The sequence below is a fragment of the Streptococcus sp. HMSC076C08 genome (assembly GCF_001810825.1).
Lineage (GTDB): Bacteria > Bacillota > Bacilli > Lactobacillales > Streptococcaceae > Streptococcus.
Map to the genome: position 1 here is coordinate 17,833 of NZ_KV802723.1, position 14,153 is coordinate 31,985.

Annotated in this window: 13 protein-coding genes; 9 read left to right on the top strand and 4 right to left on the bottom strand. The window is 42.0% G+C overall.

Annotated elements, in window-relative coordinates:
- Positions 1–15 precede the first annotated feature (15 nt).
- A complete protein-coding gene (locus tag HMPREF2766_RS03220; protein WP_000021984.1) occupies positions 16–1,005 on the bottom strand; it encodes a PTS sugar transporter subunit IIB in 990 nt (329 codons plus the stop codon).
- A gap of 283 nt (positions 1,006–1,288) precedes the next feature.
- Complete coding sequence (locus HMPREF2766_RS03225) at positions 1,289–2,101, bottom strand: Cof-type HAD-IIB family hydrolase (protein WP_000162337.1); 813 nt, start codon at positions 2,099–2,101, stop codon at positions 1,289–1,291.
- 187 nt (positions 2,102–2,288) lie between these two features.
- Here HMPREF2766_RS03225 and HMPREF2766_RS03230 point away from each other — a divergent pair, with 187 nt between their 5' ends.
- From HMPREF2766_RS03230 to HMPREF2766_RS03260, 7 genes are all read left to right on the top strand, one after another.
- On the top strand, positions 2,289–3,707 hold the full coding sequence (locus tag HMPREF2766_RS03230; RefSeq protein WP_000359241.1) for an NCS2 family permease: 1,419 nt from the start codon (positions 2,289–2,291) through the stop codon (positions 3,705–3,707).
- Positions 3,708–3,760: 53 nt separating this feature from the next.
- On the top strand, positions 3,761–4,468 hold the full coding sequence (locus HMPREF2766_RS03235; protein WP_000653640.1) for a CPBP family intramembrane glutamic endopeptidase: 708 nt from the start codon (positions 3,761–3,763) through the stop codon (positions 4,466–4,468).
- Positions 4,469–4,570: 102 nt separating this feature from the next.
- A complete protein-coding gene (gene folP, locus HMPREF2766_RS03240) occupies positions 4,571–5,515 on the top strand; it encodes a dihydropteroate synthase (protein ID WP_000491578.1) in 945 nt (314 codons plus the stop codon).
- A gap of 1 nt (position 5,516) precedes the next feature.
- A complete protein-coding gene (locus tag HMPREF2766_RS03245) occupies positions 5,517–6,839 on the top strand; it encodes a bifunctional folylpolyglutamate synthase/dihydrofolate synthase (RefSeq protein ID WP_070567710.1) in 1,323 nt (440 codons plus the stop codon).
- A complete protein-coding gene (gene folE, locus HMPREF2766_RS03250; RefSeq protein ID WP_000380933.1) occupies positions 6,820–7,374 on the top strand; it encodes a GTP cyclohydrolase I FolE in 555 nt (184 codons plus the stop codon). The genes HMPREF2766_RS03245 and folE overlap by 20 nt, the downstream gene beginning before the upstream one ends.
- Positions 7,375–7,532: 158 nt before the next feature.
- Entirely contained in the window at positions 7,533–8,354 is an 822-nt protein-coding gene (gene folK / locus HMPREF2766_RS03255; protein ID WP_070567712.1) for a 2-amino-4-hydroxy-6-hydroxymethyldihydropteridine diphosphokinase, read from the top strand.
- Positions 8,347–9,630, top strand: coding sequence for a hypothetical protein (locus tag HMPREF2766_RS03260; protein ID WP_070567714.1), 1,284 nt, complete (start codon positions 8,347–8,349; stop codon positions 9,628–9,630). The genes folK and HMPREF2766_RS03260 overlap by 8 nt, the downstream gene beginning before the upstream one ends.
- Positions 9,631–9,680: 50 nt before the next feature.
- Here the strand turns inward: HMPREF2766_RS03260 and HMPREF2766_RS03265 are convergent, their stop codons facing one another.
- The gene (locus HMPREF2766_RS03265) at positions 9,681–9,998 is read right to left on the bottom strand and encodes a DUF960 domain-containing protein (RefSeq protein WP_000886045.1); all 318 of its coding nucleotides are present in this window, start codon (positions 9,996–9,998) and stop codon (positions 9,681–9,683) included.
- Positions 9,999–10,202: 204 nt separating this feature from the next.
- Here HMPREF2766_RS03265 and ccpA point away from each other — a divergent pair, with 204 nt between their 5' ends.
- Positions 10,203–11,213, top strand: coding sequence for a catabolite control protein A (gene ccpA, locus HMPREF2766_RS03270; RefSeq protein ID WP_001090635.1), 1,011 nt, complete (start codon positions 10,203–10,205; stop codon positions 11,211–11,213).
- Between the two features lie 53 nt (positions 11,214–11,266).
- Here the strand turns inward: ccpA and HMPREF2766_RS03275 are convergent, their stop codons facing one another.
- A complete protein-coding gene (locus HMPREF2766_RS03275) occupies positions 11,267–12,229 on the bottom strand; it encodes an asparaginase (RefSeq protein ID WP_007519608.1) in 963 nt (320 codons plus the stop codon).
- A 65-nt stretch (positions 12,230–12,294) separates the two neighbouring features.
- On the opposite strand from HMPREF2766_RS03275, the gene HMPREF2766_RS03280 reads away from it, so the two are divergent.
- On the top strand, positions 12,295–13,686 hold the full coding sequence (locus HMPREF2766_RS03280; protein WP_070567716.1) for a Cof-type HAD-IIB family hydrolase: 1,392 nt from the start codon (positions 12,295–12,297) through the stop codon (positions 13,684–13,686).
- Positions 13,687–14,153 lie beyond the last annotated feature (467 nt).

Here is a 14,153-nt window from a genome sequence, read left to right on the forward strand (position 1 = left end):
AGAAACAGATTAACATTATTGAACATTTGCTTTCTTAATCAAGTCAAACAAATCTTTTTTCGTGTCGTTTGGTACTTTACGTACGTCAAATTCAACACCGAGGTCACGCAATTTTTCAAAGGTTGCAACGTCTTCTTTGTCCATAGACAAAACGTTGTTAATCATTGTTTTACCTGTTGAGTGAGCCATAGAACCAACGTTAAGGGTCTTGATTGGCACGCCACCTTCGATAGCACGAAGTGCATCTTGTGGAGTTTCAAACAAGATAAGGGCATGAGTTTCTCCGAAACGTGGGTCTTTTGCAACGTCGATCAATTTCTGGATTGGGACAACGTTGGCTTTTACTCCATTAGGAGCTGCTTGTTTGATCAATTCTTTACGCAACTCGTCGTTTGCAACGTTGTCTGAAGCAACGATGATACGATCTGCTTTTGAATCTGGAGTCCAAGCAGTGGCAACCTGACCGTGAAGGAGACGAGTGTCTAGACGAGCAAGGTTGATTTTCAGTTTACCGTCACCGATAACTGTTCCTTCTGGAATAGCAGCTTGTGAAACTGGAGCAGCTGCAGCAGTTGCAACTTCCTCAACTGGGTTAAGCTCTTCTGGAAGAGCCTTGATGCCATCTTTGGCTTCTTTAATGATATTCGCAGCGACTTTATCCACACCTGCATTCGCGTCCATAAGGCGCTCTGTGTAGGCTTGGATCAACATCGGCAAGTTCAGTCCTGTGATGATGGCAAACTTACGTTCTGGATTTTCTCCCATTACGCGGCTAGCTTGGTTGAATGGAGATCCACTCCAAAGGTCAGCCAATACTAGAACCTCATCTTCTGCGTCAAATGCAGCCACAGCGTTGTTGAATTTAGCGTAAAGGTCATCTGGACCTTCATTTGGCATAAAGGTTACAACTTGAACCTTTTCTTGTTCACCAAAGATCATAGATCCTGACTGATGAATACCCGCAGCAAATTCGCCGTGGCTCGCAATAATGATTCCGATACTCATTATTGTCATTCCTCCTTATAAAATGTTTGACTGTATGTTTAAGAAAACTTTAAGCCTAACTTTAAGTATAAACCGTTTTCATATAAAAATCAACTACTTTTTCTAAAAAGATGTAAAAGTTTTCATAGAATGACTTTTTAAAAATATTAATATATCAATGTTTTTTGAGAGATAAATGAAAATGGTAATAGAAAATTTAATATAAAAATACAGAAAATAAGCCGCTTTAGTGAAAATAAAATGAAAACAAAAAGGAAAGATTGCGACCATGCAATCTTCCCTTTTATAAGAATAAATTTTGTAAAGCGCGGGCAACTCCATCTTCTTCGTTGGTCAGAGGAAGTTGTTCGTCTGCATATGGAAGAAGAGCAGGATTGGCGTTTTTCATAGCATATCCCTTGCCTGCAAATGCCAACATTTCAGTGTCATTATGCTCATCACCAAAGGCGATTAAGTCTTTTTTATCACGATTCATCACATTGAGCAAGTACTCTAGAGCAAAAGCCTTGTTTACACCCTTGGGAGTACACTCGAGGATGTTGAGGGGCCCGCCCCAGGTATTGATAGCTAGTTGGTGCTGATAAAAACGATTCATCTCGTCCGCTAAAGCGTATTTGTCTTCAGCCCTTGTTTGCAAGAGGATGCAGTTGGGATCTTTGGTTACTCGTTCAGGTTTGAATTGATTTTCTGGCCGGAAGTTCTCTACGCCAAATAGTTTAGGATCTGCAATTTCTTCATTCGGTGTCGTGATATAGAATTTTTTTCGATATTCTCCCGCAATAAAATCAGCCTGGATGTCCTCCGTGCGCTTGACCATGTCTAGGAGGTATTTTTTGTCCAAGGTCAGGCACTTTTCATGCTCCCAAGTCTGTCCTGGTAGATGGGTAAGGGAGCCGTTAAAGTTAATCATGGGAGTATGCAATTCTAGCTCACGATAGAAGTCTTTTGCCATACGATACGGACGGCCTGTCGTGATGATGACATGGTGTCCTTTTTCTGAAATTTTTTTGATCGTCTCTTTGGTGAAATCGGAGAGCTTGCTTTCATTATTTAGCAGGGTTCCGTCCAAATCGACTGCGATAATTTTTTTAGTCATATAAACCTTCCTAGTCGTTTCCAGATAAGATGTCTACTATTATATCAAAAAGAAGGAAGAAAAGCAGATAAGAACAAAAACTACAGTTGCTTTGATTTATTAAATAAATCAAACAAACATATTGAAAAGGTGAATGATAAATGATATAATACTAATATTGTTCGTAAAAAACAAAAGGAGATTAAAGATGGACAAACTATTTAAACTAAAAGAGCACGGGACAGATGTCCGTACAGAGGTGCTTGCTGGTTTAACAACATTCTTTGCAATGAGTTATATTCTCTTTGTAAACCCTCAAATGCTTTCCCAAACGGGTATGCCTGTTCAAGGTGTGTTCTTGGCAACGATTATCGGTTCTGTAGTAGGTACTTTGATGATGGCTTTCTATGCTAATTTGCCGTACGCACAAGCACCAGGTATGGGACTAAATGCCTTCTTTACATTTACAGTTGTATTTGGGATGGGCTATACTTGGAAAGAGGCTCTTGGTATGGTCTTCATTTGTGGAATTATTTCACTGATTATTACCTTAACAAATGTTCGTAAAATGATCATCGAATCTATTCCAACAACACTTCGTTCAGCTATTTCGGCTGGTATTGGTGTTTTCCTTGCCTATGTTGGAATTAAGAATGCTGGTCTCTTGAAATTCTCAATCGATCCAGGTACTTATACGGTAGCAGGTGAAGGAGCAGACAAGGCTCAAGCTGCACTTACTGCAAACTCCGCAGCTGTTCCAGGATTGGTAGACTTCAATACTCCAGCCGTATTGGTGGCTCTTGCAGGTTTGGCTATTACCATTTTCTTTGTTGTTAAAGGCATCAAGGGTGGAATCATTCTTTCTATTTTAACAACGACTGTGCTTGCCATTGCTGTTGGTGTTGTCAAATTATCAGGGATTGACTTTGCTAGCAACAATCTTTCAGCAGCGGTTAATGATTTAGGAACTTTGTTTGGTGCTGCTCTTGGTTCAGAAGGTTTAGGATCTTTGATTTCAAACACTTCGCGTTTACCAGAAACCTTGATGGCTATTCTTGCCTTCTCACTAACGGATATTTTTGATACAATCGGTACTCTTATCGGTACTGGTGAAAAAGTTGGTATTGTTGCGACAAGTGGGGAAAACCATGAGTCCGCTAAATTGGACAAGGCTCTATACTCTGACTTGGTGGCAACTTCGGTAGGTGCCATTGCAGGTACTTCAAACGTTACGACCTATGTTGAATCTGCGGCTGGTATCGGTGCTGGTGGACGTACTGGTTTGACAGCCCTAGTGGTTGCGATCTGTTTTGCTCTATCTAGCTTCTTTAGCCCACTTCTAGCGATTGTTCCGACAGCTGCAACAGCACCAATTTTGATCATCGTCGGAATCATGATGCTTTCTAACTTGAAAAATATCCCTTGGGATGATATGGCTGAAGCGGTTCCTGCCTTCTTCACATCTATCTTTATGGGATTCAGCTACTCTATCACACAAGGGATTGCTGTTGGTTTCTTGACATATACCTTGACAAAAGTTGTCAAAGGTCAAGCCAAGGATGTGCACGTGATGATTTGGATTTTGGATGCCTTGTTTATCCTTAACTATATCAGTATGGCGCTATAAATGGTATAATAGAAAAAGGGGAGTCTCCCCTTTTTCTTATAAGGAGGTACATCATGAAAGATAAGACGATTTGGCAAGAGGTTTTAAACAGAGGGAAATGGGTGATCATCCTTTTGGTAGCTTTTGTTCTATCTCAATTTCCCATAGGACTTGCTTTGTTTTTAGCAAACAAACAGTTTCCGATTTTACAGTCAGGGCTCTTAGTAGGTGCTCTATCCATAGTCGTTTTGATTGTATTCATTATTGGTGCACGAAAAACACAACTTGCTACTTTTAATCTATCCTTTTTTAAGGCAAAAGACTTGGCTCGCTTGGTACTGAGTTATCTGGTGATTTTTGCGACAAATCTCTTGGGTTCACTACTGCTTCGACTAACAAATGAGGCAACAACCAGTAACCAATCAATACTGAATGGTTTGGTTCAGAATAGTTCCTTGATTTCAACTTTCTTCCTACTAGTCTTGATTGCGCCGATTTGTGAAGAAATTTTGTGTCGTGGGATTATTCCAAAAAAGATCTTCCGCGGAAAAGAAAAACTAGGTTTTATTGTTGGTGCAATCGTCTTTGCCTTGCTTCATATGCCAACCAATCTACCTTCTGTGATTATTTATGGAGGAATGTCAACGGTTTTGACTTGGACAGCCTATAAGACTGAGCGTTTGGAGATGTCCATTTTGCTTCATATGATTCTCAATGGTATTGCATTTTGTTTGTTGGCCTTATTGGTATTGATTAGTAGAAATCTAGGTCTATCATTCTAAACCATTAGCCGCTTGGAAAAGATGAATACTAGCGTATCCATCTTTTTCTTTTTATGGTAAAATAGAGAAATAATGTGGTGAAAAACCTTGAGGAGTGACCTTATGTTCAGTAAAGCTAGTCAGGCAAAAACAGCTATTTGTGGAATTATCAATGTAACACCAGATTCCTTTTCGGATGGTGGTCAGTTTTTTGCTGTTGACCAGGCGCTTCAGCAAGCCCGTAAATTGATAGCTGAAGGAGCTAGCATGCTTGATATCGGTGGAGAATCGACTCGGCCGGGCAGTAGCTATGTTGAGATAGAAGAGGAAATCCAGCGTGTTGTTCCAGTGATTAAAGCTATCTGTGAGGAAAGTGATGTTCTCATTTCCATCGATACTTGGAAAAGTCAGGTGGCAGAGGCTGCTTTGGCTGCTGGTGCCAATCTGGTAAATGACATTACGGGTCTCATGGGAGATGAGAAAATGGCGGATGTGGTTGCTAAGGCTGGTGCGAAAGTAGTCATCATGTTTAATCCAGTCATGGCTCGACCTCAGCACCCTAGTTCGCTCATATTTCCTCATTTTGGTTTTGGGCAAGCTTTTACAGAGGAAGAGTTAGCTGACTTTGAAAAAATGCCAATTGAAGACTTGATGGAGGCTTTCTTTGAACGAGCACTAGCGAGAGCCAATCAAGCTGGGATAGCAAGAGAAAACATTTTGCTGGATCCGGGAATTGGTTTTGGTCTCACCAAGAAGGAAAATCTACTTCTTCTACGGGACCTTGATAAATTGCATCAGCAGGGCTATCCAATCTTTCTTGGTGTTTCGCGCAAGCGGTTTGTTATCAATATCCTTGAGGAGAATGGCTTTGAAGTCAATCCTGAGACGGAAGTCGGTTTCCGAAATCGGGACACCGCTTCGGCTCATGTAACCAGTATCGCTGCGAGACAGGGTGTGGAAGTGGTGCGCGTGCACGATGTTGCCAGTCACAGGATGGCAGTTGAAATTGCGTCAGCCATTCGTTTGGCAGATGATGCAGAAAATCTAGATTTAAAACAATATAAGTAAGATGAACGAAATTGAAAACAATCAGTGGATTGCCCACTACCGGACGGACCAACCACATTTTGGCTTGGAACGCATGGTAGAACTCCTAGCTCTGCGAGGCAATCCCCAGCTCAAACTCAAGGTCATCCATATCGGAGGGACCAACGGCAAGGGGTCTACCATTGCTTTTTTGAAAAAGATGCTGGAAAACCTAGGGCTGAGAGTTGGGGTGTTCAGCTCGCCCTATCTTATTCATTATACGGATCAGATTAGCATTAATGGGGAATCCATCCCAGAAACTAGGCTAGAAGCCCTCATGGCAGACTATCAGTCTTTGCTTGAGGGGGAATCTGCTGATAATTTGCAGGGAACAACCGAGTTTGAGATTATCACTGCACTAGCTTATGATTATTTTGCCACTGAAAAAGTTGATGTGGGCATCATGGAAGTCGGCATGGGTGGACTTCTGGATAGCACCAATGTCTGCCAGCCAATTTTAACAGGAATTACGACCATTGGACTGGATCATGTAGCCCTACTTGGTGACACCTTGGAAGCCATAGCAGAGCAGAAGGCTGGTATTATCAAACAAGGCATTCCATTAGTGACAGGTCATATTGTTCCTGAAGCCTTGGCTGAGATTGACTCCATTGCAGAAGATAAAAATGCATCGAGACTTGCCTATGGGAAAGATTATCAGGTCAGTCACCAAAAGAGTGTTGTGACAGGCGAAATCTTTGACTATATTAGTTCTGTCAGACAAGGTCGCTTTCAAACAGGCCTGCTTGGCTTGCACCAGGTAGAAAATGCGGGGATGGCGCTTGCTCTCTTAGACACTTATTGTCAGGAGACTGGGCGAGAATTAGCAAGTAATGACTTGGTTGCTCAAGCTTTGAAAGAGACCAGATGGCCAGGGCGTTTGGAGGTCGTGTCTAGCGACCCCTTGATGATTTTGGATGGGGCCCACAATCCCCATGCTATCAAGGCTTTACTAGCAACCTTACAAGAACGCTTTGAGGATTATCATAAGGAAATCCTCTTTACCTGCATCAAAACCAAGGCTTTGGAGGATATGCTGGACTTGCTAGGGGAAATGCCAGATACCGAGCTTACCCTTACACATTTTGACGATAGTCGGGCGACTGATGAAAGCGTGCTGAAAGAGACAGCCAAGTCTAGAAATCTCAATTACCAAAGTTGGCAGGATTTTCTAGAGCAGAAATTGACAGATAAAAATGAAGAGAAAGAAACAGTTAGGATTGTCACAGGTTCCTTGTATTTCTTGAGCCAAGTGAGAGCCTATCTGATGGAGAGGAAGAACGAGAATGGATACACAAAAGATTGAAACGGCTGTAAAAATGATTATCGAAGCTGTTGGTGAGGACGCTAACCGCGAGGGCTTGCAGGAAACACCTGCTCGTGTAGCCCGTATGTACCAAGAAATTTTTTCAGGTCTTGGCCAAACTGCTGAGGAACACCTGTCAAAATCCTTTGAGATTATTGATGATAATATGGTAGTGGAAAAGGATATTTTTTTCCATACTATGTGTGAGCACCACTTCTTGCCCTTTTATGGGAGAGCGCACATTGCCTACATTCCAGATGGACGTGTAGCAGGCTTGTCCAAACTTGCCCGTACGGTTGAAGTTTATTCTAAAAAACCACAAATTCAAGAGCGTTTGAATATTGAGGTGGCCGATGCCTTGATGGACTATCTGGGTGCTAAAGGAGCCTTTGTTGTCATTGAGGCGGAACATATGTGTATGAGCATGCGTGGTGTCAGAAAGCCAGGCACGGCAACCTTGACGACAGTAGCGCGAGGTGTATTTGAAACAGATAAAGACCTCCGAGACCAGGCTTATCGTTTAATGGGACTATAATACCCTTCGAAAATCAAATTCAAACCACGTCAGCTTCCATCTGCAACCTCAAAACGGTGTTTTGAGCAGCCTGCGGCTAGCTTCCTAGTTTGCACTTTGATTTTCATTGAGTATAAAAAGAATCCGCTTCATGCGGATTTTTCTAGAAAGGACTAGTTATGGATCAACTGCAGATTAAAGATTTGGAAATTTTTGCCTATCATGGTCTTTTTCCAAGTGAGAAAGAATTGGGGCAGAAGTTTGTTATTTCCGCAAGCTTATCCTATGATATGACCAAGGCGGCGACAGACTTGGATTTAACAGCATCTATCCATTACGGAGAATTGTGTCAGCAGTGGACGACTTGGTTTCAGGAAAGCACTGAGGATTTGATTGAAACGGTAGCTTACAAACTCGTTGAACGTACCTTTGAGACCTATCCTCTTGTCCAAGAGATTGAGTTGGAACTAAAAAAACCGTGGGCTCCAGTGCATTTACCATTGGATACCTGCTCGGTGACCATTCACCGTCGTAAGCAACGGGCCTTTATCGCCCTAGGAAGTAATATGGGAGATAAGCAAGCAAACTTGGAACAAGCTATTGACAACCTGCGAGCTCGAGGCATCTATATTCTCAAAGAGTCCAGTGTCTTGACGACGGAGCCTTGGGGTGGTGTGGAGCAGGATAGCTTTGCCAATCAGGTGATTGAAGTAGAAACCTGGTTGCCAGCATCAGTCTTGTTAGAAACATTATTAGCCATCGAGTCAGAAATGGGGCGGGTGAGAGAAGTGCATTGGGGGCCTCGTTTGATTGATTTGGACCTGCTTTTTGTAGAAGACCAAGTCATCTATACAGACGAGCTCATCTTGCCTCATCCTTATATAGCAGAACGCCTCTTTGTCCTTGAGCCGTTAGTGGAAATAGCTCCCCATTTTATCCATCCAATCCTAAAGCAACCAATTCGGTACTTGGTTGACCAGTTGGAGCAAGGAAATGCCTAAGCTTTCCGAGACCTATAGCAAGTGGAAGAGTATCGGGGAGGGACTACTTGCTATTGTTTTAGGGCTTCTCTTGATTCGTTTTGGACAAGTTATTCCGCGAATGGGGTACCAGTTGCTGATGGGCTACTTTTCCTTGTCAGCAGTTTGGCACTTGTTGACTCGCTGGTTTCAAGATAAAAAACGTCGGGAAAATATCTTTGTAACCTTGGGCAAGCTGGTGGTAGCGGCTCTGGTGTTTGACTCTATCATCTTGCAAGACCTTGCCCTCTATCTCCTGGTTTTTATCATTGCGAGCTACCAGCTGTTTACGGGCATCATTAGTCTTGTGACTTGGTCTCTCTATCGAAAAAATGCCATTCATCCTCGGCTCCATCATCTCTTCGATGCTGTATGGATGATAGGATTCGGGCTTTATAGCATCTCTCCTTTTCACGATGCAGCGAATTTTGAATTGCTCTTGCTTGGGTTTTACTTGCTCATGCTAGGAGCCAGTAGCCTCCGGGACGGTTTCTTTTTTGAAAAGATAGAAAACAATCCCAAGCTGAAACGACGTATGCGAATGACTCTGCCGATCTTTGTGACAGCGCTGATCCCTATTAGTACCTTGCGCAAACTAAATGAGTGGCTGGCAAATCATGAAAGCCAAGAAGGGGAAGTTCATTCAGAAAGAAAAAACGACCAGACGGTTGATCTGGAAATTTTTGTCCATACCTCAGAAACCTCTTTCTTCCTTGCTATGGGACATGTGGATATTTGTTATCAAGGGAAGGTTATTTCCTATGGTTCGTATGATCCCCACTCGGAACGTTTATTCGGCATGGTTGGAGACGGTGTCTTGTTTAAGGCCAATCGGGAAAAATACATAGAGCTCTGTAAGAGGGAAAGTCAGAAGACCTTGTTTGCTTATGGTCTGAGTTTGACGGACCAACAGAAAGCAGCCATCCAAGCTCGTCTAGTAGAGATAGAAGACCTGTTAATTCCTTGGGAACCAAGTTCACAGTTGATGAAAAGAAGAGAGGGCGAGGTCAAGCATACCTACTCCTACCAACTGAAACAGGAAGCGGATGCGACCCTCTATAAATTCAGCTCATCCGAGTTTAAGACCTACTTTGTTCTCAGTACCAATTGTGTTTTGCTGGCAGACTCTATCGTGGGAAAAGCTGGGACTGATATATTGAGTCCCCAAGGTTTCATTGTGCCAGGGACTTATCAGGATTATCTTGACTTAGAGTATACAAAACCAAACGGTCTAGTAGTTAGTCGATCCATTTATTAGAAAAAGAAAACTCTAGTTCCTCAGCAGTTTGCGCCGAGAAGCTAGAGTTTTTAAAATAGGTCATTTTCTTCTGGAAGGAGGATGGTTTCTCTGCCGTCTAGGTCTAAAACAAGGACCCTAGGCGGGTAAAGCGGATCAAAAGGATGATTGAAATCAAAATCGATGCTAGTCGGAAGATGCTGGCTAGAAAAATGGAAGGTGATGGTCCCCTTATTGTTGAGCAGTTGAAACTCAAGTTCTTCTTCTAATTCAAAGACATTTTTCAGGAAATGATCGATAATATACCATAAAGAGTCAATGACATCATCAGGCAAGCTGGTCACGACACCAAAACTAGCGGAACGTCTCTGTGTATTTGTAAAAGCCATGTTTTCCTCCCCCTTTTATTTTCCTTATCATACAGCAAAATGTCTTAAAAATCAAGAAATCCTACTTGCTTTTTCAAAATGGGAATAAACTGTGAAATTTTTTCAAAGTTTCTCTAAAAAATACTTGAAAGTGTTTACAATAAGTGATAAAATGGAGTAAGTAGATGCGTGAAAGCGAAATTTTCATTATAGAAAGGAAACGGAATGAACACAGATGATACAGTAACGATTTATGACGTCGCCCGTGAAGCAGGAGTTTCGATGGCAACAGTTAGCCGTGTCGTTAATGGCAACAAGAATGTTAAAGAGAACACTCGAAAAAAAGTCCTAGAAGTGATTGATCGCTTGGACTATCGTCCAAATGCGGTAGCCCGTGGTTTAGCTAGCAAGAAAACAACGACAGTCGGAGTTGTGATTCCGAACATTACCAATGGCTATTTCTCAACACTTGCTAAGGGGATTGACGACATTGCTGAAATGTACAAGTATAACATTGTCCTTGCAAATAGTGATGAGGATGATGAAAAGGAAGTTTCAGTGGTCAACACTCTTTTTTCAAAACAAGTCGATGGGATTATCTTTATGGGCTATCACTTGACTGAAAAGATTCGTTCAGAGTTTTCTCGTTCACGGACACCGGTTGTTCTTGCTGGTACTGTGGATGTAGAACACCAACTTCCAAGTGTCAATATCGACTACAAACAAGCAACGATTGATGCTGTAAGCTACCTTCTCAAAGAAAATGAGAAAATTGCTTTTGTGAGTGGACCACTCGTCGATGATATCAATGGCAAGGTTCGTTTGATTGGTTATAAGGAAGCCTTGAAAAAAGCTGGACATTCTTATAGCGAGGGCTTGGTCTTCGAATCAAAATACAGCTATGACGATGGCTATGCCTTGGCAGAACGCTTGATTTCATCACAAGCTACAGCCGCAGTTGTAACAGGTGATGAATTGGCTGCGGGTGTGTTGAATGGTTTGGCTGACCACGGTGTGTCTGTGCCAGAAGAGTTTGAAATCATCACGACAGATGACTCTCAGATTGCACGATTCACTCGTCCAAACTTGACGACTATTGCCCAACCTCTTTATGACTTAGGTGCTATCAGCATGCGTATGTTGACGAAGATTATGCATAAGGAAGAGTTGGAAGAACGTGAAGTTCTCTTGCCTCATGGTTTGACAGAACGTCGCTCTACACGAAAACGTAAATAGAAAAAATCAGGGAATCGTGAAGATTTCCTGATTTTGTGTTCTAGAGAAGAGGATTAGCCTTCCATATAGTCTTTCAAAGCTTGTCCTTTTAGTCCAGCATTAAGGGCAATTAATAATTTGAGGCGCGCTTTTTGAGCGTTGAGTTCTTTGACAAAGAAAACACCAGCTCGTTGCAACTGCACTCCTCCACCTTGGTAGGCGTAGACAGGTTCAGCAATGCCATTAAAGCACCGTGAGACCAGGGCGACTGGGATTCCTTTCTGGAGGAGATTTTCCAACTTTTGAGCTGTTTCTTTGGGAACATTGCCTGCTCCAAAAGCCTGAATGACTAAGCCATCCAGCTGTTCCAAGTCTAACATATCGATCAGCTCGTCTGTCATACCGGCATAGGCTGAGATGATGGGAACTAGACCTTGAATATGCTCAAGATCAAAGCGGACACGAGGTTCAGCCGTTTTAAAGTAGAGGATTTCTTGCTTCATGATGAGGCCAAGTGGTCCATGTGTTGGGGTTTGAAAGGTGCTGACGTTGGTCGTATGAGTTTTGGTAACATACTTGGCTGCATGAATCTCGTCGTTCATGACGACCAGCACACCCTTGTCGGCTGCTTTATCATCGCTGGCAACTCGTAAAGCGCTCAGATAGTTATAAACACCGTCGCTACCAAGTTCGTTTGAACTACGCATGGCCCCGGTTAGAACGATGGGGATGGGCGGGATTTTCATGGTATCAAGGAAGTAGGCTGTTTCTTCTAAGGTATCTGTACCATGTGTGATGACAACTCCATCGTAGTTATCAGCTTCCTCTTTAATCTTATGATAGAGTGCAAGCATATGCTTGGGTTTGATATGAGGGCTTGGCAGATTAAAAAAGTCTAGGGCATGAACCTCAATCCCTTCAAGCGGATTGGAAACATGGTTCATGGGATTGTCCTGGCTAGTTACAACGGCACCAGTGGCATCTGCTTGCATGGAAATAGTCCCACCTGTATGTAAAACAAGGATTTTCTTAGGCATGATTTAGTCACTCTTTCTGAAATGTGGTATAATCATTGTAACACAAAAGGGGAGAATGGGACAGGATGGAAGTCAAGGCTGTTTTTTTTGATATCGATGGAACGCTAGTCAACGATCGCAAGAGTGTTTTGAAATCCACTAAGGACGCGATTAAGATTGTCAAAGAGCAAGGAGTGCTTGTTGGAGTAGCGACAGGACGAGGGCCGTTTTTTGTCAAGGAATTGATGGAAGACTTGGACCTAGACTTTGCGGTGACCTACAATGGCCAATACATTTTTAATAAAGAAAAGGTGCTCTTTGCGAGTCCGATTGCTAAGTCAAGCCTGCGTCAACTGATTGCTTACGCTAAAAAGGAGCGTAAAGAAATCGCTCTTGGAACCGAGCACGCCGTTGTTGGTTCGAAAATTATGTCATTTGGTCTCGGATCCTTTTCCCAACTGGTTAGTCGTTTTATTCCGACTGTGCTGACAAGAACCGTTAGCCGTTCCTTTAATCGAATGGTTAGCAAGGCAGTTCCTCAAAAGGAAGACGACCTGCTTAACTTGATTAATCAACCCATTTATCAAGTTTTGATGCTGATGACGCCAGAAGAATCTGAGAAGGCAGCAAGTGATTTTGACGACTTGAAATTAACTCGAAGCAATCCTTTTGCAGCAGATATCATCAACCAAGGAAATTCCAAATTAGAAGGCATTCGCCGAGTCGGGAAAGAATATGGTTTTGATCTCAATCAAGTCATGGCCTTTGGTGATTCAGACAACGATCTGGAAATGTTGGCAGGCGTCGGTATGTCGGTCGCTATGGGAAATGGCAGTAGCAGTGTCAAAGAAGTTGCCAAGCATATTACGGCAAGTAATCAACAAGATGGTATCCACAAGGCGCTCGAGCACTTTGGTGTTTTGGCTTCAGAAAAAGTGTTTGTCAGTCGAGACTACCACTTTAATAAGGTTAAAACCTTCCACCACATGATGGATGAACGAACTCAAGAAGAGCCACAGGCATGGGATGCTGAAGGTGCAACCCACCGCGCAGATTTTAAAATTGAAGAATTAGTAGAGTTTGTTCGCGCAGCAAGTTCTTCGGAGGAAGAATTCCAAAACTCCCTTGCAAGCATGCATGAGGCACTTGATAAGGCGGCAGAGAAAGTGGCGAAAAAGACACCTGCTAAGCAAAATTTGGTCGGTCAAGTGGATGCTTTGATTGACACACTGTATTTTACATACGGTAGTTTTGTTTTGATGGGAGTAGACCCAGAACGCATTTTTGATATTGTCCATGAAGCAAATATGGGGAAGGTTTTCCCTGATGGGAAAGCTCATTTTGACCCAGTTACACACAAGATTTTAAAGCCAGATGACTGGGAAGAAAAATATGCTCCAGAACCTGCCATCCGACAGGAACTACAACGTCAGTTTAAAGCTTATGAGCGACATAAAGAAAGAAAAAATAAAAAATAAGAGAAATTTCTTTTCCCTGGATGAAAAATTCGGGGATTTTTTGAGCTGAAAAACCGAACAATTTTATATATATCACTAATTATTATTAGCATATTTATACTAGAAAAAGAAAAGAAAAAAATGAAAAGATAGTGAAAATAAAGCAACAGGAAATTACATTTCTTACAAAGAATAGTTAAAAAGCTAGATATATTACTGATATATCTAGCTTTTCTTTTAAAAAACATCAAAAAAAGACAAGTCAAATTATTTGATATTTGAAAGTTTATGTGTTAGAATAAATTCAGAAAGCGAATAAATATAAAATCCTCATGCTACTACAATATGCTCTTTTTTAAGACAGAAAGTCAACTTGTTTATTTCAGGCCTGTTAACAAGTTGATGTGAGGAGTTCACTCTAGCTTTGAGGTTTAGTTATAAAATTGTGCACAATTGCTTTCCAAATTTTTATTATTTTAATTTTCAAG

Bases quoted from the DNA above. Each gene is read 5' to 3' on its own strand.
- folP (WP_000491578.1), top strand. From the start codon at position 4,571: ATGTTCAGTAAAGCTAGTCAGGCAAAAACAGCTATTTGTGGAATTATC.
- HMPREF2766_RS03245 (WP_070567710.1), top strand. From the start codon at position 5,517: ATGAACGAAATTGAAAACAATCAGTGGATTGCCCACTACCGGACGGAC.
- HMPREF2766_RS03265 (WP_000886045.1), bottom strand. From the start codon at position 9,998: ATGGCTTTTACAAATACACAGAGACGTTCCGCTAGTTTTGGTGTCGTG.
- HMPREF2766_RS03235 (WP_000653640.1), top strand. From the start codon at position 3,761: ATGAAAGATAAGACGATTTGGCAAGAGGTTTTAAACAGAGGGAAATGG.
- HMPREF2766_RS03225 (WP_000162337.1), bottom strand. From the start codon at position 2,101: ATGACTAAAAAAATTATCGCAGTCGATTTGGACGGAACCCTGCTAAAT.
- HMPREF2766_RS03220 (WP_000021984.1), bottom strand. From the start codon at position 1,005: ATGAGTATCGGAATCATTATTGCGAGCCACGGCGAATTTGCTGCGGGT.
- folK (WP_070567712.1), top strand. From the start codon at position 7,533: ATGGATCAACTGCAGATTAAAGATTTGGAAATTTTTGCCTATCATGGT.
- HMPREF2766_RS03230 (WP_000359241.1), top strand. From the start codon at position 2,289: ATGGACAAACTATTTAAACTAAAAGAGCACGGGACAGATGTCCGTACA.
- ccpA (WP_001090635.1), top strand. From the start codon at position 10,203: ATGAACACAGATGATACAGTAACGATTTATGACGTCGCCCGTGAAGCA.
- HMPREF2766_RS03260 (WP_070567714.1), top strand. From the start codon at position 8,347: ATGCCTAAGCTTTCCGAGACCTATAGCAAGTGGAAGAGTATCGGGGAG.
- folE (WP_000380933.1), top strand. From the start codon at position 6,820: ATGGATACACAAAAGATTGAAACGGCTGTAAAAATGATTATCGAAGCT.
- HMPREF2766_RS03280 (WP_070567716.1), top strand. From the start codon at position 12,295: ATGGAAGTCAAGGCTGTTTTTTTTGATATCGATGGAACGCTAGTCAAC.
- HMPREF2766_RS03275 (WP_007519608.1), bottom strand. From the start codon at position 12,229: ATGCCTAAGAAAATCCTTGTTTTACATACAGGTGGGACTATTTCCATG.